This window comes from Streptomyces mirabilis (assembly GCF_018310535.1).
In the GTDB taxonomy this organism is placed as follows: Bacteria; Actinomycetota; Actinomycetes; order Streptomycetales; family Streptomycetaceae; genus Streptomyces.
In genome coordinates, this window is the sequence record NZ_CP074102.1 from 8682921 (window position 1) to 8701178 (window position 18258).

The window sequence follows — 18258 nt, forward strand, 5'->3', positions numbered from 1 at the left end:
CTTTCCGTGGATGTCGTTTCGACCTGAGTTCGGGAGTCACCTGGCGCGCGTTTTTATGATCAATGTCCATGGGAATCGATGTCACTGTGCCGCTGCGTCAGTGCTTGTCTGCGGGCCCGGATTCTCCAAGCCGCGCCAGCCAGCCGCCCTTTCGGCCTGAGATGCCCTGTCAGGCACTGTTTCGGTCGCCCAGTCGGCGGGTCCTGGTTACCGATCTTCGATGAGGAACGCGCCAGTGCGGGGAAGGTCTTGTTCGGCCCAGGCGCCCATGGTGGCCAGCACGACCTCGAGTCGTGCGCCTGCCGGGGTGAGTTCGTACTCCACGCGGGGCGGGATCTCCGGATAGGCCGTGCGGGTGACCAGCCCTAGGAGTACGAATCGTCGCAGCCGTGAGGACAGGGTCTTGGGACTGATCCCCGGAAGTCCGGCGCGCAGCTCGGTGAAGCGTTTCGGGCCGGTCAGCAGCTCCCTCACGATCAGCGTCGCCCAGGGCCCGTCCAGCACGGTCAGGAATCGGGCGATCGGACATTCCGGCAAAGGGTGATCCAGCTCACTCATACTCTCCCCGTTAGTTCATTTGAGGGAACTGATTCCCTCAGGGAACTATAGCCGGAGCAGCCCGCACCCCACACCATGGAGGACCTCATGACCGCGATCAGTACGGCCAACACCGCGAGCGAGATGGTGCGCTCGGCCACGACCACCGCGTTGCGGGTCGCCGCGCGCAACCTTGAGCTCTACGACACCGGCAACGTCGCCGGGGCGGACGAGGTGTTCGCCCCCGACGTGATCGACCACAACCCCGCTGACGGCGCCGCCTCGGGCCTCGACGGCATGCGAGTGCTGATCGCCGCGGTCCGCGACGGATTCACCGACACGCAGCACCGGATCCTGTTCCAGCAGGAGCTCCCCGGCGGCTGGGTTGTCCTCCACTGGCGGATGACCGGGACCCACACCGGAGACGCCTTCGGGTTCGCCGCCAGCGGCAACCCGGTCGACATCACCGGCACCGACATCCTCCGCGTTGTCGACGGCAAGATCACCGAGATCTACCACGTCGAAGAACTGCTCAAGCTCACCCAACAGATCAGCACCGGCACACAGCCGGCCTGAAGATCGAGACCTTCTCGGACCACGCCTGCCCCTGAACCCTGATCGGCAACCGCCGCCTCGACGCGGCGCACTCGTTCCAGGGGCCAGTCCGGGAAAGGCATGCCGGCGGCCATGAGTGGGTGGGGCGGCGGGCCATCGGCACCGCCGGAGCCGCCGTCCTCACCGGGGATGAACTCAGCCGGCCGCGGCGCGTTCGGCCTGCGCCTTGGTGTGAGCGAGGCGGTAGGACTCCGTCCCGGTCTGGATGATCGCACCGTGAAGGTCAGCCGGTCGACGATGGCCGTGCTGCGTCGCCTCGCCGCACCTCGTGGACCGCAGTGCCGGACGCTCGTCGGCTCGGTCCCGCCGCCACGGCTGTCACCGCTGCCCAGCTCCGGCAGGCCGCTTCACGGCTGCCATCCGCGACGCCGGCATCGGCGAGTACGGGGCCATCCCGGACTTGCCCCAGCCCCGTCACCACGTACACGCACGACCTGCGCTGACACGGCCGTCGCCGTCGGACGAACCGCCGCGGAGCCGTACGCTCCCCGGCAACAACTCCCGGCGAAGATCGCGAACATTCAACTCATCGCTCAGCATCTACCGAGCCGCCATACCGTTCACCCGTTTACAACTTGCCCGTCCTCATATCAGCACTGCTCTTGAGGATCGCAGAGTCGAGGCTCCAGTTCTCCGGTTGGACCCTCTCCCAGAGACTACCTTTACCGAGTTCCCTTCCCACCTGATCCTCCCGGCGGAACCACTCCTCAGCACTCCTGATCCTGTTGGGGTGGATTTCATCGAGCAGAGCGTAATCCCTAGTGATGATTCCGTGCTTCCACGTATTCCAGAAGCCCGTGAAGTTGTCCCGGAAGCTCATGGTGCTTTTGTCGTTGGGATCGGCGTTATAACCGGCAGGCTGATCAGCAATGCCCTTCACGTCCGGCGCGTTCCAATAAGTATCCAGATCAGTGTCGATGTACTGCGCCGGATGCCCGGTGACCTTCTCGAACGCCGCAGCCATGTCGGCATAGGTCATGTGCTCGATGGCGACTTCAAGGTCCGTGCCATTCGCGCGCTCCGGATGGTCGAAGAGCCAGCGAGCGTAGAAGCCGCAGTCTTCGAGGGCCACGTGAGGAACGGCTCCCTCGCCGAGAGGGACTCGCCACGTGACGACACCGTTTTCAACGCTGGGTGTCATGGGCGTGAGCGGTGAGATCACCATCTCAATGTAGGGACCTGACGTGAAGACCGCTGCTCCCATCCGGTCCCTGTTCTTTTCATTTTGAAACAGCACCCATTCGGCCATGCGGCCTTTACCGTCATAATGCCCGGTGCGGAACCTCGAGTCGTAGCCGGACTTCTTGAGAGTGTAGTCGAGGTTTCCGTAGACGAAGAACTTGATTCCTTCTTCAATCGCTATCTCGTAACTGCGGATCGCCCAGTAGGTCTCCGTTTTCTCGCCGGTGTTGAACCCGTCGATGTTGATGAATGCGCCGTCACAGCTTCGAAACCCTTCCCGCAACGCGTCCTCGTCGGCGAACGACCCTTCGAGGAGGGAGACGTTGCCGAGCGCGAGGAGCGCTTGGGCTCGGGGGGAGTTGGAATCGCGAGTGAGAACCCGGACGGAGTATTTCTTGTCGGCGACAAGAGAGCGGACGATGGGCATTCCTTGAGCCCCTGTACCGCCGATCACGAAGATGTTGGAGGTGGTGTGAGAAGACATGGCGTTCGACTCCGGAGGTTGAGTACGCACGTGATCAGTACGCGATGGGCGCGGTGCGTTCGAGACTGATCTACATCAGCCCGGCGATCGAGAACCCCTTTGGGAAACCGATCGGTTTCAAACACGTTACTCCGATCGGTTTCCGTGCGGCAAGGTCTCAGGCAGTGGCGCCTCGACGACCTCACGATCCTGGGCACGGAAGGCGCCCATCACGGTCGGCCAGGACAGATGCAGGTGCCAGGCAGCCTGGATGACCGGAGACCCGGCAACCCCTGCCCGGCGCCCGGCCGTCGTCCGCAACCCGGCAGACACGCGTCGGCCAGCACCGGACTCTTCGTCACGAGTTGAACCCGTGCGGCCGGAGCCCTGTGCCTTCCTCCCGTTTGGCTGGGAAGGACGTTTGTCGACGCTCCATCGCAGCGCACATCCGTCTGCCCAGGCAGCCCGAAAGGCGATGCGTCAGCGCATGCCTGCCGCATCGAGCAGGGCGGCCGCCATGGGCGCGACGAGCCCCGTCAGCTTGTCGGCGCCGATCCCCGCACGGGCACTGGCGCCATCGAAGACCACCATCAGCTGCCGGGCCAGCCGTCCCGGATCGCTCACCCCACCCTGTTGGCCATCAGGTTCCCCTTGACCCGGTGGGCCACCCGGCTGGCGGGGTGGCTCTGATCCTTCAGGTCGATCTGCACAGCCAGGTACGCACAGCCCTTGAATTCCGGCGCCCCCGCCTGCGACTCCAACTGCTCGAAGACATGCAGGATCCGCCCCCGGGCGGAAAGCCCGTCTCCTGCCTCAGGCAGGAGACGGGCAGCGTAGGAAGCGGCTCGCCGCTCCAGGCTCGCCGCCAGCAGGTCGTCCTTGCTCTCGAACAGCTGGTACATCGAGCGCTTGGACACCCCCGCCGCCTTGCACAACGCCTCGACGCCGATAGTGACGCCCTCGCGGTAGGCGAGCGTGGCCGCTGCCTCCAGCAGCCGCTCTCGGGACGTCGGCTTCGCCTGTGTAGTCATGATGTGAGGCTAACTCGGGTTTCCGTAAATGAAAACCGATCGGTTTACCGATTGTGGCTACGTCTCCGCCATGCCGGAACGCCGGTCTCCCTGGGCTTTCTCGACGGGGATGCAGTGCTGCCCCCTGGCGCCTCAAAGGGCGCGGGCCCTCAGGATCATCGCCCCGACATCCACGGGGATGTCGGCTGCCACGAGACGGAGCCGGGCTGCCGCGGTCCGGCCTGGCGACGGCCCAACGCGACCCTCTGATCGCGGGATCGACTTGAGTTCGGCCGGTGGCAGGACCGGGAGTCAGCTCCCGCTCGGGCTTGCAACGGGGAACCGATCGGTTAACGGTGATGGAAACCGATCGGTTTCTTGTTGTGAGCATTTGTGGAGGCATGTCATGACCGCTCTGAAAGGCGCGAGTGTCTTCGTCACCGGCGGCAGCCGCGGTATAGGAAAGGCCCTCGTGGAGGAGCTCTATGCGCGCGGTGCCGGCAAGGTCTACGCGACGGCCCGGGACCCGCGCAGCGTGACGCACCCGGATGCGGTCCCGGTGGCGCTGGAGGTCACCGACCCGGCTTCCGTGGCGGCGGCGGCCGCGCAGGCGGAAGACGTCACCGTCCTGATCAACAACGCTGGCGCGTCGGTGGGCGCGTCCTTCCTTGACTCACCGGTCGACGACGTGCGCCGCGAGTTCGAGACCAACTTCTACGGCCCGTTGCTGGTCGCACGGGCCCTTGTGCCGGGCATCGAGCGCAACGGCGGCGGCCGCCTCCTCAACGTGCACTCCGTGCTCTCCTGGCTGGCCCTCGGCGGCTCCTACAGCGCCTCCAAGGCCGCCCTGTGGTCGCAGACCAACTCCCTGCGCCTGGAACTGCAGCCGCGCGGCATCACCGTCACCGGACTGCACGTGGGATACGTGGACACGGACCTGACGGTCGGCGTCGACGCACCCAAGTCCGACCCGCGTGACGTCGCCGCACTCGCCCTGAACGGCGTCGAGACGGGCGCGTACGAGGTGCTCGCCGACGACGTCTCACGGCAGGTCAAGGCGGGCTTGGCCGGGGGCCTGGCCGGGCTGTACCCCCAGCTGCCGAAGTAGCGGCCGACCGCAGCGAAGGCCCTGGCCGCGCGCCACCCCCGCCTGCCCGGCCGTATCCGAATCACCATCCGCAATTGACACAAGGAGACGGCGAGATGCCGACCCAAGAGGTGCGTCCCACGATCCATATTCCGGGGACCACCAGCCACACCATCGCCCCGCGTGCAGGCCGTCACAGCCGCGAGGGCACCCTGCGCTACCGCAAAGCGGGCGCCGGAGCTCCCCTGGTCCTGCTGCACACTCTGCGCACGCAGGCCGAGCACTTCCGCTTCCTCATGCCGCTGATCGCGGATCAGTACACCGTGTACGCCCTCGATCTGCCGGGGATGGGCTACTCGGAGATCGTGCCCGGCGCGTCGTACGAAGAGCCGGCGCTGCGCGCGGGCGTCGAACGGCTCCTCACCGAACTCGACCTCTACGACGTGACATTGGTCGGGGAGTCGTTGGGCGGGGTGCTCGCCCTCACCACCGCCGCCGATCTGCCGGAGCGGGTACGGCGCGTCGTCGCGGTGAACGCGTACGACTACCGAGACGGAATCGCCCGGTCCAGTGTCCTCGCTCGTGTGGTGATCGGCGGGATTATCGCTCCGGGGGTGGGTCCGGTGATCGCCCAGCAGGAGCCCAAGCCCGTCCTGCGTAGAATCCTGCAGGGCGGCGTGGGTGACAAGGCCGCTTTTCGGGAGGACTACCTGGACGAGCTCCTCCGGTCAGGCAGGCGTCCCGGCTTCCCGACCGTCGCCCGCGCTCTGTACCGGAACATGCCCAGCCTCATCGCGGCACGCGCGCGCTACCCCGAGGTCGAGGCTCCCGTCCACCTCGTCTACGGCGAGAACGACTGGTCCCGGCCCTCGGACCGGGAAGCCAACAAGAAGCTGCTGCCCGCCGCCGACTTCACAGAGGTACCGGGAGCGCACCACTTCATCGCCCTGGAGAGGCCGGAAATAGTGGCCGACTTGTTGAACGCGATGGCATGACCGCGAGGGCCTGAATGGTCGCGCGGTCGACGAGCCGCTTCGGTCCTAGGCCAAGATCGCAACGCGGAGCTGGGCCATCCCCTTGGGCAGCGCCGAATGCCGCAGGTCGTACGGGTGCTGCTTCGCAAGCGGCGTGTTGGTGAGCGCGGGTGGCAGGGCGAGCGCGCGGGTTTCGTGCCAGTCCCGGTGGTAGCTGGTGCGGCTGATGATCTGGCCGCCTCCCGTGAAGAACAGCCGCGTCGCGCGCATGGGTCGAGACGGCATTGCCGTCGAAGGTGACCGACACCGGGCCGTGGCGCCCTCGGCGTCGGTGATCTTGGCGCTCGTGGCGCCGAGCTGCTCGGCGTACGCCGGAGCACCGCGCCTTCCTCCTTCGAGGTTGCGTCGAACTTCAGCACAGGCAGCGAGTCGATGGACTTCACCGCGTCGCTATCGAAGGAGCGCTCCATGGTGTCGAAGACCTGGCGGCCCTAACAGCTGCTCGACAGTTGCTGCACGTTGATAGAGCCGAACTCGATCCGCATGAACGGCGCGCCGAGCGCCAGCAGCAGGCCCACCGTGCCCACCACCACAATGGCCTGACGCCGCAGCAAGCCGCGCCCGAGCCGGCACCAGGCACCCTCGCTCGCCATCGTCGACCGCACGGCCTTCTTGCAGCGGCGCAGCTGGAAGGCATTGGCCTTCGGGCAGAGAACGGCGGCCGGCGCGGGCGTGCGCGTTTTCGGATCGCTCACAGGTCAGCGGCTCCCCGCTCACTTGCGCCATGGAAACCGATCTGTTTACCTGAGTGGAAACAGATCGGTTTCCGGTCGGTGTTCGGCCTATGACCAGCAACAAAGGGAAGACATGACTACCACCTTCGACCGTGAGGCACCCGCCTCCGGGAAAGCAGACTCGGGCCGCCGCGGCTCACATGCCGTGCGCTGGTGGGTGCTCGTCGTGCTGGGCACGGCGCAGCTCATGGTCACGCTCGACGCGACCGTCGTGAACATCGCGCTGCCCGAAGCGCAACACGACCTCGGTTTCAGCGACGGCAGCCGGCAGTGGGTCATCACGGGGTATGCCCTGGCGTTCGGCAGCCTGCTGCTGCTCGGGGGCCGACTCGGCGACCTGTTCGGCCGACGTACGACCTTCGTGACCGGCCTGATCGGTTTCGCGGCCGCATCCGTCGTCGGCGGCGCGGCCACCAGCTTCGAAATACTCGTCGCGGCACGCGCGGCCCAGGGCCTCTTCGCCGCTCTGCTCGCGCCCGCGGCGCTCTCACTGCTCAGCGTGACCTTCACCCAGCCGGCCGAAAGGCCGAAAGCCTTCGGCATCTTCAGTGCGTTGTCCGGTGCGGGCGCAGCGGTCGGACTCCTGCTCGGCGGCATGCTGACCGAATGGGCGTCGTGGCGCTGGGTGATGTACGTGAACGTCATCTTCGCGGCCGTCGCGCTGGCTGGTGCGCTGCTGTTGCTGGCCAAGCCCGTGGTCACCAAGCGACCCAAAATAGATATTCCTGGCACCGTCGTGGTGAGCGCCGCGCTGTTCGGCATCGTCTACGGGTTCGCGCACGTCGAATCCACCAGTTGGACCGACCCGGTCGCCCTCGGCTCCGTGATCAGCGGCGTGGTGCTGCTCGCGGTCTTCGCATGGCTGGAGCTCAGGGTCGCGCATCCGCTGCTGCCGCTGCGCGTCGTGCTGGACCGGACCCGAGGTGGTTCGTTCCTGGCCGTGTTCGTCCTGGGCATGGGAATGTTCTCGATCTTCCTGTTCCTGACCTACTACTTGGAGGCCAGCATCGGCTACTCGCCGATCGAGGCCGGTCTGTCCTTCCTGCCAATGGTCGGCGGCATCGTCGCCTCGTCGACCACGGTGCCTTCACTGCTGCTGCCCAAGGTCGGCCCGAAGGCCGTGGTCAGCGTCAGCTTCCTGGTCTCCGCATCCGGCATGGCCCTGCTGACCCAGCTCACGCTGGACAGTAGCTACGTCGCCAACATCATGCCGGGCATGATCCTGTTGGGTCTCGGTATCGGTGGGGTGATGACCACCGCGTTCCAGGGTGCGACCGCAGGCGTGCACCACGAGGACGCGGGCGTCGCCTCGGCGCTGATCAACACCAGCCAGCAGGTGGGCGGCTCGATCAGCACGGCACTGCTGACCACCGTTGCCTCATCGGCCGCGACCGACTACCTGTCCTCGCACAAGCCCGGCGCGCTGACCGTGGCCCAGGCCGGGGTCGAGAGCTACACGTCCACCCTGGTGTGGGGCGCCGGGATCTTCGTCGTCGGTGCCGTGCTCGCGGCGTTCCTGTTGCCGAATTCGGCCCTGGCGCCGTCGGAGGGCGAGCCCGTGATCGCCCACTGAGCCTGAATCCACCGGGGATACGCGCCTGCCACAACGAGTGGACTGCGGGAAATGCCCTGCTACCTGCGCTGATTGGTGTCCTCAAGGCACAGATCAGCGTAGGAAGGCAGGGCAGTCTCCGAGATGGTGCCCACTGCTATGCGCGCGATCCGTCTTCAGGGAACTGATCCTCGCAGGTAGCGGGCACCTTCCGTCAACACGGCGTCAGATCCACGATGGGCTGCATTTCCGGGGCCGATGGTCACACCGGTCTGGCGGGCGCGGCCAGCCTCATGGGGATGTGCCCCTCCTGTCTGCCGCTGCTGTGGCTGTACCCGGTGTGCGCCATCGCGATCTCCGGGATCGGTGGGCTCAAGGTGCTGCCCGTCTGCTACCGCTTCCTCGCAGAGTTCGAGCCACTGCGGTAGGACACCGGCGGTATCCGCTCGATCCTCTACAACGGCGCCCAGTGGGCGCGAGCCCGGCCAGGGGCTGGGTGTGGATGGCCGTCGGCCTCATCGCGGACGCACTCTCCGGCTTCGGGGGTGACGGGCGGCCGCCAGGGGCTGCACCGCGCCCCCCGCCCGGACGAAGCCCCGAGAAGACCTCCGCCCCGGCCTAGCGGAACCGTACTCACATGCCCGCCCGGCCCGTGGGCGGCGCGAAGATCGCCCCGGCAAAGCGCCGTAAACCGATCGGTTTTCAATTTGTCCACATTGAGTTAACCTCGCGGTATGACCACCGAAGTGAAGCCAAGTACCAGAGAGCGGCTGCTGGAGGCAGCGGCCACGCTCACCTATCGAGACGGTGTCAGCATCGGCATCGACGCCGTGTGCAAGGCAGCCGGAGTGTCGAAGCGCTCCCTGTACCAACTGTTCGAGAGCAAGGACGAACTGCTCGCGGCGAGTCTGGAGGAGCGCTCCTCCGCCTTCGTGGCGACCCTCCTGCCCGCGGCGGACGACGGTCGGTCACCTCGCGAGCGGATCCTGCACGTCTTCGACCAGTTGGAGGAGCAGGCGGGTACGCCCGACTTCCAAGGCTGCCGATACCTGGCTGCTCAGATCGAGCTCAAAGGCCAGAGCCACCCCGCGAGCCGAGTGGCCCACCGGGTCAAGGCGAACCTGACAGCCTTCTTCCGCGCCGAGGCCGAACAGGGCGGGGCGAGCGATCCCGACCTGCTGGCCCGGCAGCTCATCTTGGTCTTCGACGGCGCCAGCGCCCGCGCCGGGATCGGCGCCGACAAACTGACCGGGCTCGTCGCGCCCACGGTGGCCACCCTGCTCGGCGCGGCAGGCATGCGCTGACGCATCCCTTTTCGAGCGGGTGCCGTGACCGTGCGCTCCCCGGGTTGATGGCTTCATGTCCCTGACTCCCGGCAATCGGAGGGGAGCTTGATGGCCGTAAAGGGTGTTGACGAGCATGCCGCGCGCAGGGAAGGCCGCCGTCTCGTCGACACCAGCACCCAACGCCGGGTGCACGGTTCCTCAGGGCCTCATCCAGCCGGCCCGGACCACTTCGCCGCATCACCCTGGGCCTCGGCCGCTGCCGCGGCGGCGTAGCCCTACACCTGCATCTGGAGTGTTCAGAGGTGCCGTAGCTTGAGCGCGAACTCGGCGACCGCTGCGCGGATGACACTTTCGCGTCTCTCCTGCGCACTGACCCTGTTGCTGCGGATGGCAACCTCAGCCTTGTGAGCGGAAACCGATCGGTTTACGATGATGGAAACCGGTCGGTTTCTCAATGAATCCAAGGGCTGGGCCATGGTCACGCCCCTTCGGGCGAACCGTATCCGAATCACCTGTCCGCAGCAGTTCACACAAAGGGAGCCAGCGAGATGCCCAGCCCAGAGCCACGTCCCACGATTCACATTCCGGGGACCACCAGCCACACCCTCGCTTCGCGCGGGAGACGCAACGACCGCGAGGGAACCCTGCGCTACCTCAAGGCGGGCACCGGTGCTCCCGTCGTCCTGCTGCACACCGTACGCACCCAGGCCGAGCACTTCCGCCACCTCATCCCCCTGATCGCGGACCAGTACACGGTGTACGCCCTCGACCTGCCGGGGATGGGCTACTCCGAGATCGTGCCCGGCGCCTCGTACGACGAGCCGGCCATGCGCGCGGGCGTCAAGCGGCTCCTCACCGAACTGGACCTCCACGACGTGACGTTGGTCGGGGAGTCCATGGGGGCGGTGCTCGCCCTGACCTCCGCGGCCGATCTCCCGGAGCGGGTACGGCGCGTCGTCGCGGTCAACACGTACGACTTCCGCGACGGAATCGCCCGGTCGAGTCTCCTCGCCCGCGTGGTTGTCAGCGGTGTCCTCATGCCGGGAGTGGGCCCGGTGATCGCCGGGGTGGAGCCCAAGGCCGCCCTCCGCAGGATCCTGCAGGGCGGGCTGGGCGACAAGGCTGCTTTGCGGGCAGACTACGTCGACGAGCTCCTCCAGGTGGGCAGCCGCCCCGGCTACCCGACCGTCGCCCGGGCCGTGTACCAGAGCCTGCCCAGTCTCATCGCCGCCCGCTCGCGCTACCCCGAGGTCAAGGCACCCGTCCACCTCGTCTACGGGGAAAACGACTGGTCCCGACCCTCGGACCGGGAGGCCAACACGGAACTACTGCCGGCCGCCGACTTCACGCAGGTGCCGGGAGCGGGCCACTTCATCGCGCTGGAACGGCCCGGCATCCTCGCCGATCTGTTGAGCGCAGCGGCGTGACCGCCGCCCGACGTCCTGGCACGCAAAGGAACGGTGCATGACCGAAGCGCCGCCGAGATCATGTGGCAGTGGGTCGCATCGTCGGCGATAGTGGCTGATCAGGGCTCTGGCCTGATATACCTGGCGCCACCTGGGCATCGCCCTCGAAGCGGGCCCGCAGCGTCATTCCTCGGACGGACGGAAGGCAACGACGTTGTCTGCGCCCAGCGAGCGGGGCGCCGACTGGCTTTGCTGGTCGGTGAGGACCGCAGCGGCCCGATTCGAGCGACCGCCTCCGGCAGGTCCCCGACGCCGAGAACCCCCTCCGTAGGCATCGTCCCCCACCGCCCCGAGTCCGGGACCCTGACCACGTACCACGCCCTCAACAGGCACCTCCCCTGAAGCTTGAACTCGCACAATCATCAGGGAATTCACATACAGGTGATCGGCGCTGGACTCGCCGACCTTCGGCCTCCGGCAGGCGTGCGGAGGGCCGTTGGCCTGCGGAAAGTGTTGGAAATGGCACTGCCTGTCGACGTACAACTTGTGCGCGAGCTGGGCTCCGCATCCGCCGAGCAGGAGTCCGCACCAGAAGGTGTCGTGGGCATGAGAGCGGCGGAACCCGTCCAGCTCGATGGCCTCGGTCGGCAGTACGACGGGTACGTCCGAGTGCTCGTCCCCGATCACTGCCGTCTGCACCAGTCGTGTGTCCCGCACTACGACGACCCCCAATCGCCCATGGGCAACGATAGATGCCGCTGTGTCACGGGGCATGAGCATCACGGAGGCCGACCTCGTCAGCCGGGATCTCAGCGAGCGCGAGCAGCGCACTCTGGAGACTGCCCGCGCGTTCGGGATCGGGTACACCCGAGCAGGTACAGCTGGTTGTGGGGCTGATGGTGCTACCTCTAGACGGCGAACTGGATCTGTCCGAACCAGGCGCGGAAGGCGTAGGTGAGCGCGAGCATTCCGGGCGAGAAGAGGCTGGCCCACACCATCCCCATCACCACGGGGTTGACGTCCGCCCTGCGCAGATCGCTGAACATCAGCCCGAAGCCAACGGTCATGAGAAGGACTACGGGCGGGGCGATCAGGATGGCGAAGGCGGTGCGCAGCTGCCGACGGCCGTAGAAGCTGCCGATGAACAGGTGGGCGCAGATGATCAGCGGTGGCAGGAGCCAGAAGGACGGATAGCTGGAGTAGTGGGAGAAGTAGGCGACGCTGCCGGTCACGAAGGCCACGAAGCCCGGGTGCGCGAGCGCGACGGCGGTGAGGGCGGTCCGGGCGGTCCGGCCCGTGATCGTGTGAACGAACTACGTGACAGCGCCCTTTTTTGGGGGTCTGGCGCAAGTTCCGTGATGTGCCAGACCCGAACTCGAGCCGCCCAGGCGGGGGTGTGCCGGAGTTCAGGGTCAGACCGCCATGGCCGCCCTGCGGGGTGGCGGTGTTCAGCGCCGGGCTGCCACGGCTGCCGCGGCCGCGGCCAGGATGCGGTGCAGGACGGGGACCGGGATCGCCGGATTGGTGACCGCCGCGCATGCCGTGTCGCGGTCGTGCAGCAGCTCGGCAAGGACGCGGGCCGGCAGCCGCAGATTGCGCATCGCGGTCCCGCGGACGTGGGCCGCTGGGTCGTTCAGCAGCCGCACCGCGTCGGCCGGTGACAGCCGGGTGTCCTCGGCCGCGCGGCGGCGCACCTCGGCTTCTGGGTCGCGGGCGAGACGTGCGACGTCGGCAGGCGTGGACTCCGGATCGTCCAGGGCCAGGCGGCGCATCCGCCCACTGGGGTCGCCGGCGTAGCGCAGCAGGCCCGTACGGGGGAAGTTGGGGTGGCTGCGGGGGCGGTCGGGGTGAGTGAAGCTGCCGTCCCACCAGCGCCAGACCTCCAGCAGCATCTCGGCCGGCGCGTCATCGCACGATTCGGCGAGGAACAGGCGGACCGTGCGGTCCTCGTCCCGCGCCAGACGCTCCACGACGTCCGGTGGAAGATGCCGGGCACGGGCCACGCTTCGGCGGATGAGCGGATGGGACGATACGGCGAGGCGGCGCATCGCGTCGGCGTCACCGTGCAGGCCTTCGACCCAGGGCAGAGTGCGCGACATTGACGTCGGGTCGAAGTCATAGCGCACCGCGGCACGCTGCTCCTCGTTGAGGTCGGGCCGCAGCGCCACCGCCGAGCGGATGTCGTCGTATGGGTCCTCCGCCAGGACGGCGACGCTGTGTGCACTGAGCCGCGGGTTGGCGGCCAGCGCTCGGCGTACCTCCGCGTCCCCGTCCCGGACCAGCTCCGCCTCCAGCTCGGGCGAGAGACGGCACTGTTCGAGCGCGCGCCGGGGCGCGGGCAGCGCGGCAAGGACGTCGCGAGGCATGGGGACGCCGTTGTGGTGGGCGAGCAGCGCCGCAGTACGCACCGCGTCGTCGGTGTCGGCCAGCAGTCGCGCCCGCAGCGGCGCGGCGAGGTCTTCCCACCGGGCGCAGGCTGTCGCCCGCACCCGGGGATCGGCGTCGGCCGCGAGGCTGGGGAGGTGGTGTGCGGGGAGCCCCGGGAGTTCGGCGGCCTGAGCGCGGGACGGGCCGGCGAGGACGTCGTTGTACATGTCCCCGGGGAGTTCGACGCCCCAGGCGCAGGCATGGTCGGCCCAGAGCACGCGCCGGCTCGGCGACGGTTCGGCGCGGACCAGGCGTACCCACTGATCGGACGTGAGCTTGGGCCGGAAGGTGTCCGCGGGCCTCGAGCGCACGCGTGGATCGGGATGCGCCACTGCGGCGTCGAGTACGGCGGGCCGGTCGCAGCCGTGCAGGAAGCCCACCTCCACATCCAGCAGCCGGATCAGCAGCTCGTCCGGCGCGGCCGGATTGGACCCGATCCCCTCCGCCCAGTGCAAAGGCCATGCCGGCCGGCCGGGCACCGCCGCCCACACCTCGGCGCGGTCGACCTCCGTCTCGTGCCCGGCGGCCGCGGCGGCCTCTTCCAGCCGCTCCGGTAGTCGGTCGAGGGCCGTCACCCGAGGCCCGTCCGCGCCGGGCACCTCCGCCAGCAGCACCTGCCCGTCGAGGGAGAGCGCCACGAACCCGGGGTCGCCGGTCAGCCCCGGCACACCGCCGTCGGCGCAGCGGACCCGGGTCCACCAGGAGTCGTTGCCGCCGATCCGATGTCCGAGGACGGCCACCAGGAACTCGCCGTCGGCATCTGCAAGGCGGCGCCACCACGCGGCGTCGAGCGCTTCCCGGACCGCGCCGTCCGGCGCCGCGATCCCCCGCGCGATCCGCCAGCCGGCCTCCGGCGGGAACAGGCTGCCCGGGCGCATGTCCTCGACGACCGTGAGTCCGGCGCATGGGAGCAGTTCGTGGAGTTCCTCTCGGTGTTGCACGCGGTCATGATCCCCGCCGAGTCGCGGTGGGACAAGGCCCTCAGCCCAGGCGCAGCCAGCCCTCACCCGCGTACACGTCATTGGCTGCGATGTCGTTCGGGCGCAAGTTCGGACGTGGCGACGCCTTGTAGTTGTTGATCTTCCTTTCGGTAGTATGCAAGTCGCCTCGAAATCGCTCCTGGCGCGAGTGAAACGGCCGACATTCGGTAGCCGTGAACGAGGTGCTGTCCCGGCTGCAGGAGTTGTTGTTCCCATCGACCCTGGTGTCGCCGTCGTCGCCGTGCATACGAACGGCGAGGCGATGCGCGTCGAGGCACGGCGCACGCCCATTGGGGCCGCCTGCCCCGACTGCTCCCACTGGACGGAACGGGTCCACAGCTCCTACCTGCGGTTTCCGGCAGATCTGCCCTCTGCCGGACGGAGAGCCGAACTCGCCTTGCGGGTCCGGCGGTTCTTCTGCGGCCCCGCGCAGGCCGCGGGGAACGGGCCCGGCGACGGCCGCCGCGCTGCGCGGCCTGCACCTGGCGGCCGCACAGCCGGCGCCCGCCGCGATAGGCGACCACACCCACCTCAGTTCCAGCGACATCACAGCCATGCTGCACGGCACGTTCCTGCCTCCCTGGGAGGCCGTCGAAGAACTCGTCACCGCCCTGCACGCCGAAGCCACCTCGCTGCGGCCCCTGTGGGACGCCGCACGCGCCGCCGCAGCCGGGCCACCGCCCCCACCACACGCAAGCGCCCCTCCTTCCAGCCTGCTCGCCGAGGCCTTCGGATGACACAACACACCTCAGTGCAGCCACGCTGCATCACCACGTCCCGCACCCCGGCCCCACGCCCGCGCAGCGAAAGCCCGCATACACCACGGCCCCCGGCCTTGCTCACGTCCGCCCTGCATCCCGTCTTCGAGGCGTTCTGCACCCTGTACCGGGATCGCGACTTGGACTACGCGCGCGCTCATCTGCCCGAGAAGGATGCGCACCGCGTGGTGCGCTGCGCACTGGGAGAACTGGCCGTCAGTGGCCCCACATGGTCAGCCATCCCAACCCCGTCGCCAGGGCATGGACGCTGCTGAGCGCCTATTATCCGCACCCAGCGCCCCGTCCCGCGGCCGCAAAGCGACTGCCCCACCCTGCAGTACGACGCCCTGGTACTGCACTGCCTGCTCGACTGCAGCAGCACCGCAGCCGCCGAAGTCATGGGCCAAGACTCCAGCAAGATCCGTTACCTGGTCTGCTCGGCGCCGCCTCAGTCCCGCACCGCCGCGCGCAGATTGCGCCCTTCGCGCTGATCTCTCGGCCAGGGTGCGCCACCGGGGTGCGGCATGGAGACAGCTCGTTGAGCGGCCGGAGGAAGCTCAGCCGGCCACTGCCTCCTGCTGCGGCTCGGCCGCAGCAGGCTGCGAGACGGCCGCGGCGGTGTAGAAGACCGACGAGCCCTGCTTGGCGCGGTGAGCATGGCTCTTGGCGACCAGCCCTTCGAGGGTGGTGCGCACGACCGTGGTCTTCACACTCCGGTCGGGGTGGGCCTGCGTGAGCGCGGTGGTGATCTCGGCAGCGGAACGCGGCTCGCTCTCCTGCTCCAGGTGACCACGGATCAGCTCGACGAGGGTCGGCTTGGCCGCTGCCGTGGACGCCTTCACGGACGAGGTTTTGGCGGCGGGCTTCTTGGATGCCGTCTTTTTCGCGCTGGTGGCGGCCGCCTTCTTCGGCTTGCTCTGCTTGGGCTCCGCGGAGGTCTGGTGAGGCACGGACGGTGCGGCTGCCGGGGCTGCCTCCGCGGCGGGACTTGCAGTGCCGAGTGCCTGCTGCATGTTCACCAGCACGGTGTGGTCGTGCTGCAGGGCACGCAACTGCTCCTGCAGGGCTTCGATCTCCACACCGATACGTTCCTGCTCCTTGGTATTGCGCTCAAGATCGCCCGTCACCTGGGCGACGTACTGTGAGGTCAGTTCTGTGGAGTGGGTCTGGCTTTCAGGCATGACATGGGCCTTTCTGCAGTCCGCGGGCACGGCGGTGAAAGCAGGAGCCATGTGCGCGAACGGATGGAAGTGGGTGATCCCGTCTGAGATGACCGGATCACCTGCAGGACACAACTGCCGCAGCATGCGGCAGTTTAGAGATAGTACGCACGAGGGCAACCGGATGTTCCTGTCGCGTGATACCTCCACTCTCCCGTGCAGGGTGAGCAGCCGGCAGACGCGGGGCATGTGATGCAGTTGCTGACCGTTGTGCTGTCACTGCTGAGCCGCCGCGCGGCCCACTCTGACCTGGAGAGACAGGCGCCAGGCGACTTCGTCGGTATCCCGGCAGTAGTGCCAGGCAGCCAGCGAGCGCGAAGCCACCAGCCGGTCCAGAAGTTCCTCGGCCTGGTGGGGTGAATGGCCGCACAGACGTGCGAGCGCCTCCATGTCGGCGCTGCCGGCCGTGCCCGATGTGTAGGTGGCCAGGACCACTGCGGTCAGTTGCACGGCCGGGGCCTACCTGCTCGGCAGAACCAGCGGGACGGGGCGCAGAGCTCACTGGGCGGCGCGGGCTCGCACACGACGTCCTGGTCTCTGAGCGAAGACTGCGGCATCACCCCAAGACAGCGACCAGCAAGACGACACAGGCTGTGCTCTGCCAGGCCCATCGGCGACGAAGAAGCTCGCCTCGCCTACGTGGCCGTCACCCGCACGCGCCGGCGCCTCGATCGTGGAGAACTCTCCTGGATCAACCAGGCATCCTGATGGCTGTGGTGAGCCCGGTGCCTTTACGCGGGATCCCGGCTATCTGAAGGAGTGAGTCCCCTCCGTTACGCGCCCGCCGGGTGGGAAGCGGGCCCAGTCAAATGCTGACCCCATGAACCTCGCCAGGCCGAAGCGCCGCGCCGACGCAGTCGTCCGTGCAGGGAGCAGCAGGGCCTGGCTGCGGCCGGATCCGGGACGCGGTGGGTTTCGTAACGCGCCCGATTCATCGGTTGTCCGACCGATCCGGTATGCCGCTGGACGGGCCATCGTGGCGGCATGACTGAAACCCCCCACCACGAACCTGCGGAGCAGACCGACGCCACCCGCAGATCCATCCTCGCCACCCTGGGTGGAGCAGCCCTCGGCGTGGCCGCTCTCGGAATCCCGGCTTCGCGAGCCGCAGCCGCAGACCCAGGCGACACACCCCAGACTGGCGCCGGACTGGCCGCTGCCTGTGTCCTGACGCCCGAGCAGACCGAAGGCCCCTACTATCTGGACCTCGAGACGGTCCGCAAGAACATCACCGAAGGCAAGGCGGGCGTCCCACTCACTCTCCGTGTGACGGTCGTTGACATCGCGACCTGCTTCCCGTTGCCCAACACGGCGGTCGATATCTGGCAGTGCGACGCGCTCGGTGTCTACTCCGGCTACGCCGCGGGCGGCTCAACACCGGACACGACATTCCTGCGAGGCGTGCAGCTGACCGACTCCGCCGGCGTCGCGGAGTTCACTACCGTCTATCCCGGCTGGTACGTCGGCCGCGCACTCCACATCCACCTCAAAACCCATGCCGGCGGGACCGTGTCCAACGGGACCTACCACGGAGGCCACGTCTCCCACACGGGCCAGCTCTATTTCCCCGAGACGTACAACACCAAGATCGCCGCGTTGACCCCCTACCGGAACAACACGGCCACCCGCACTCTCAACGCAAGGGACGGTATATACCGCAATGGCGGATCCTCGACCCTGCTCAGCATCACCCTGGCCGGCAGCGACCTCGGCAAGGGAGTAGTCGGCACCGTCGTACTCGGTGTCAATCCCGCCGCAACACCCTGACGCACCCTCTCGGGCGGCCGAGCCGATGAGACTGGAAGGTTTTGCCCAGGAAGCTCGCGGCCAGGAATCGGGGATGACCTGGCACAGGACATGCGAGTTATGCGGAGCGGCGCTGACCGCCGGACCACACGGCGGTCGGCCAGCTCGGTATTGCTCCAATGCGTGCCGACAACGGGCGTTCAGGAGACGCTCGATACACA

17 protein-coding genes and 2 pseudogenes are annotated in these 18258 nt (G+C 67.8%); 10 read left to right on the plus strand and 9 right to left on the minus strand.

The window, feature by feature from the left end; all coding sequences use genetic code 11:
* Positions 1 to 207: 207 nt before the first annotated feature.
* The gene (locus tag SMIR_RS38590; RefSeq protein ID WP_168488741.1) at positions 208 to 558 is read right to left on the minus strand and encodes a winged helix-turn-helix transcriptional regulator; all 351 of its coding nucleotides are present in this window, start codon (positions 556 to 558) and stop codon (positions 208 to 210) included.
* Between the two features lie 87 nt (positions 559 to 645).
* Between SMIR_RS38590 and SMIR_RS38595 the strand changes: the two genes are divergently transcribed.
* Positions 646 to 1113, plus strand: a complete 468-nt coding sequence (locus SMIR_RS38595) for an ester cyclase (RefSeq protein ID WP_168488739.1) — start codon at positions 646 to 648, stop codon at positions 1111 to 1113.
* A gap of 607 nt (positions 1114 to 1720) precedes the next feature.
* Here the strand turns inward: SMIR_RS38595 and SMIR_RS38605 are convergent.
* Entirely contained in the window at positions 1721 to 2818 is a 1098-nt protein-coding gene (locus SMIR_RS38605; protein WP_249938560.1) for an NmrA family NAD(P)-binding protein, read from the minus strand.
* Positions 2819 to 3277: 459 nt separating this feature from the next.
* Positions 3278 to 3828: pseudogene (locus tag SMIR_RS38610) on the minus strand (TetR/AcrR family transcriptional regulator).
* Between the two features lie 385 nt (positions 3829 to 4213).
* Between SMIR_RS38610 and SMIR_RS38615 the strand changes: the two are divergent.
* Complete coding sequence (locus tag SMIR_RS38615) at positions 4214 to 4915, plus strand: SDR family oxidoreductase (protein WP_168488734.1); 702 nt, start codon at positions 4214 to 4216, stop codon at positions 4913 to 4915.
* Positions 4916 to 5010: 95 nt separating this feature from the next.
* Complete coding sequence (locus tag SMIR_RS38620) at positions 5011 to 5889, plus strand: alpha/beta fold hydrolase (protein WP_168488732.1); 879 nt, start codon at positions 5011 to 5013, stop codon at positions 5887 to 5889.
* A 45-nt stretch (positions 5890 to 5934) separates the two neighbouring features.
* Here SMIR_RS38620 and SMIR_RS38625 read toward each other — a convergent pair whose 3' ends face one another.
* Positions 5935 to 6153, minus strand: a complete 219-nt coding sequence (locus SMIR_RS38625; protein WP_248002770.1) for a hypothetical protein — start codon at positions 6151 to 6153, stop codon at positions 5935 to 5937.
* A 206-nt stretch (positions 6154 to 6359) separates the two neighbouring features.
* Positions 6360 to 6623 carry a hypothetical protein gene (locus SMIR_RS38630; protein ID WP_168488730.1) on the minus strand — a complete coding sequence of 88 codons (264 nt, stop codon included), beginning with the start codon at positions 6621 to 6623 and terminating at the stop codon, positions 6360 to 6362.
* 112 nt (positions 6624 to 6735) lie between these two features.
* Here SMIR_RS38630 and SMIR_RS38635 point away from each other — a divergent pair, with 112 nt between their 5' ends.
* The 4 genes from SMIR_RS38635 to SMIR_RS38645 all read left to right on the plus strand — a co-directional run bounded on the left by SMIR_RS38635 (position 6736) and on the right by SMIR_RS38645 (position 10927).
* Entirely contained in the window at positions 6736 to 8235 is a 1500-nt protein-coding gene (locus SMIR_RS38635) for an MFS transporter (RefSeq protein WP_168488728.1), read from the plus strand.
* A gap of 278 nt (positions 8236 to 8513) precedes the next feature.
* Entirely contained in the window at positions 8514 to 8642 is a 129-nt protein-coding gene (locus SMIR_RS44440) for a hypothetical protein (protein WP_282190291.1), read from the plus strand.
* 306 nt (positions 8643 to 8948) lie between these two features.
* Positions 8949 to 9518, plus strand: coding sequence for a TetR/AcrR family transcriptional regulator (locus SMIR_RS38640; protein WP_168488726.1), 570 nt, complete (start codon positions 8949 to 8951; stop codon positions 9516 to 9518).
* A 530-nt stretch (positions 9519 to 10048) separates the two neighbouring features.
* Positions 10049 to 10927: an alpha/beta fold hydrolase gene (locus tag SMIR_RS38645; protein ID WP_168488724.1), complete on the plus strand. Its 879-nt coding sequence runs from the start codon at positions 10049 to 10051 to the stop codon at positions 10925 to 10927.
* 887 nt (positions 10928 to 11814) lie between these two features.
* Here the strand turns inward: SMIR_RS38645 and SMIR_RS38650 are convergent.
* Both SMIR_RS38650 and SMIR_RS38655 read right to left on the minus strand, forming a co-directional pair.
* Positions 11815 to 12147: a hypothetical protein gene (locus SMIR_RS38650; protein WP_212728089.1), complete on the minus strand. Its 333-nt coding sequence runs from the start codon at positions 12145 to 12147 to the stop codon at positions 11815 to 11817.
* 207 nt (positions 12148 to 12354) lie between these two features.
* Positions 12355 to 14274 (minus strand): hypothetical protein, encoded by a 1920-nt coding sequence (locus tag SMIR_RS38655; RefSeq protein ID WP_168488720.1) that lies wholly within the window; start codon positions 14272 to 14274, stop codon positions 12355 to 12357.
* 301 nt (positions 14275 to 14575) lie between these two features.
* On the opposite strand from SMIR_RS38655, the pseudogene SMIR_RS43935 reads away from it, so the two are divergent.
* Both SMIR_RS43935 and SMIR_RS43940 read left to right on the plus strand, forming a co-directional pair.
* Positions 14576 to 14722: pseudogene (locus SMIR_RS43935) on the plus strand (hypothetical protein); the annotation flags it as partial.
* A 145-nt stretch (positions 14723 to 14867) separates the two neighbouring features.
* On the plus strand, positions 14868 to 15050 hold the full coding sequence (locus tag SMIR_RS43940) for a hypothetical protein (protein ID WP_168486583.1): 183 nt from the start codon (positions 14868 to 14870) through the stop codon (positions 15048 to 15050).
* Positions 15051 to 15628: 578 nt separating this feature from the next.
* Here the strand turns inward: SMIR_RS43940 and SMIR_RS38665 are convergent.
* On the minus strand, positions 15629 to 16252 hold the full coding sequence (locus SMIR_RS38665) for a hypothetical protein (RefSeq protein ID WP_168488717.1): 624 nt from the start codon (positions 16250 to 16252) through the stop codon (positions 15629 to 15631).
* A gap of 255 nt (positions 16253 to 16507) precedes the next feature.
* Positions 16508 to 16741, minus strand: a complete 234-nt coding sequence (locus tag SMIR_RS38670) for a hypothetical protein (RefSeq protein WP_168488715.1) — start codon at positions 16739 to 16741, stop codon at positions 16508 to 16510.
* A gap of 534 nt (positions 16742 to 17275) precedes the next feature.
* Between SMIR_RS38670 and SMIR_RS38675 the strand changes: the two genes are divergently transcribed.
* Positions 17276 to 18058 (plus strand): intradiol ring-cleavage dioxygenase, encoded by a 783-nt coding sequence (locus SMIR_RS38675; RefSeq protein WP_168488713.1) that lies wholly within the window; start codon positions 17276 to 17278, stop codon positions 18056 to 18058.
* Positions 18059 to 18258: the final 200 nt, after the last annotated feature.

Bases quoted from the DNA above. Each gene is read 5' to 3' on its own strand.
- SMIR_RS38620 (WP_168488732.1), top strand. From the start codon at position 5,011: ATGCCGACCCAAGAGGTGCGTCCCACGATCCATATTCCGGGGACCACC.
- SMIR_RS38675 (WP_168488713.1), top strand. From the start codon at position 17,276: ATGACTGAAACCCCCCACCACGAACCTGCGGAGCAGACCGACGCCACC.
- SMIR_RS43940 (WP_168486583.1), top strand. From the start codon at position 14,868: ATGCTGCACGGCACGTTCCTGCCTCCCTGGGAGGCCGTCGAAGAACTC.
- SMIR_RS38645 (WP_168488724.1), top strand. From the start codon at position 10,049: ATGCCCAGCCCAGAGCCACGTCCCACGATTCACATTCCGGGGACCACC.
- SMIR_RS38615 (WP_168488734.1), top strand. From the start codon at position 4,214: ATGACCGCTCTGAAAGGCGCGAGTGTCTTCGTCACCGGCGGCAGCCGC.
- SMIR_RS38605 (WP_249938560.1), bottom strand. From the start codon at position 2,818: ATGTCTTCTCACACCACCTCCAACATCTTCGTGATCGGCGGTACAGGG.
- SMIR_RS38595 (WP_168488739.1), top strand. From the start codon at position 646: ATGACCGCGATCAGTACGGCCAACACCGCGAGCGAGATGGTGCGCTCG.
- SMIR_RS38665 (WP_168488717.1), bottom strand. From the start codon at position 16,252: ATGCCTGAAAGCCAGACCCACTCCACAGAACTGACCTCACAGTACGTC.
- SMIR_RS38640 (WP_168488726.1), top strand. From the start codon at position 8,949: ATGACCACCGAAGTGAAGCCAAGTACCAGAGAGCGGCTGCTGGAGGCA.
- SMIR_RS38625 (WP_248002770.1), bottom strand. From the start codon at position 6,153: ATGCCGTCTCGACCCATGCGCGCGACGCGGCTGTTCTTCACGGGAGGC.
- SMIR_RS38635 (WP_168488728.1), top strand. From the start codon at position 6,736: ATGACTACCACCTTCGACCGTGAGGCACCCGCCTCCGGGAAAGCAGAC.
- SMIR_RS38590 (WP_168488741.1), bottom strand. From the start codon at position 558: ATGAGTGAGCTGGATCACCCTTTGCCGGAATGTCCGATCGCCCGATTC.
- SMIR_RS44440 (WP_282190291.1), top strand. From the start codon at position 8,514: ATGTGCCCCTCCTGTCTGCCGCTGCTGTGGCTGTACCCGGTGTGCGCC.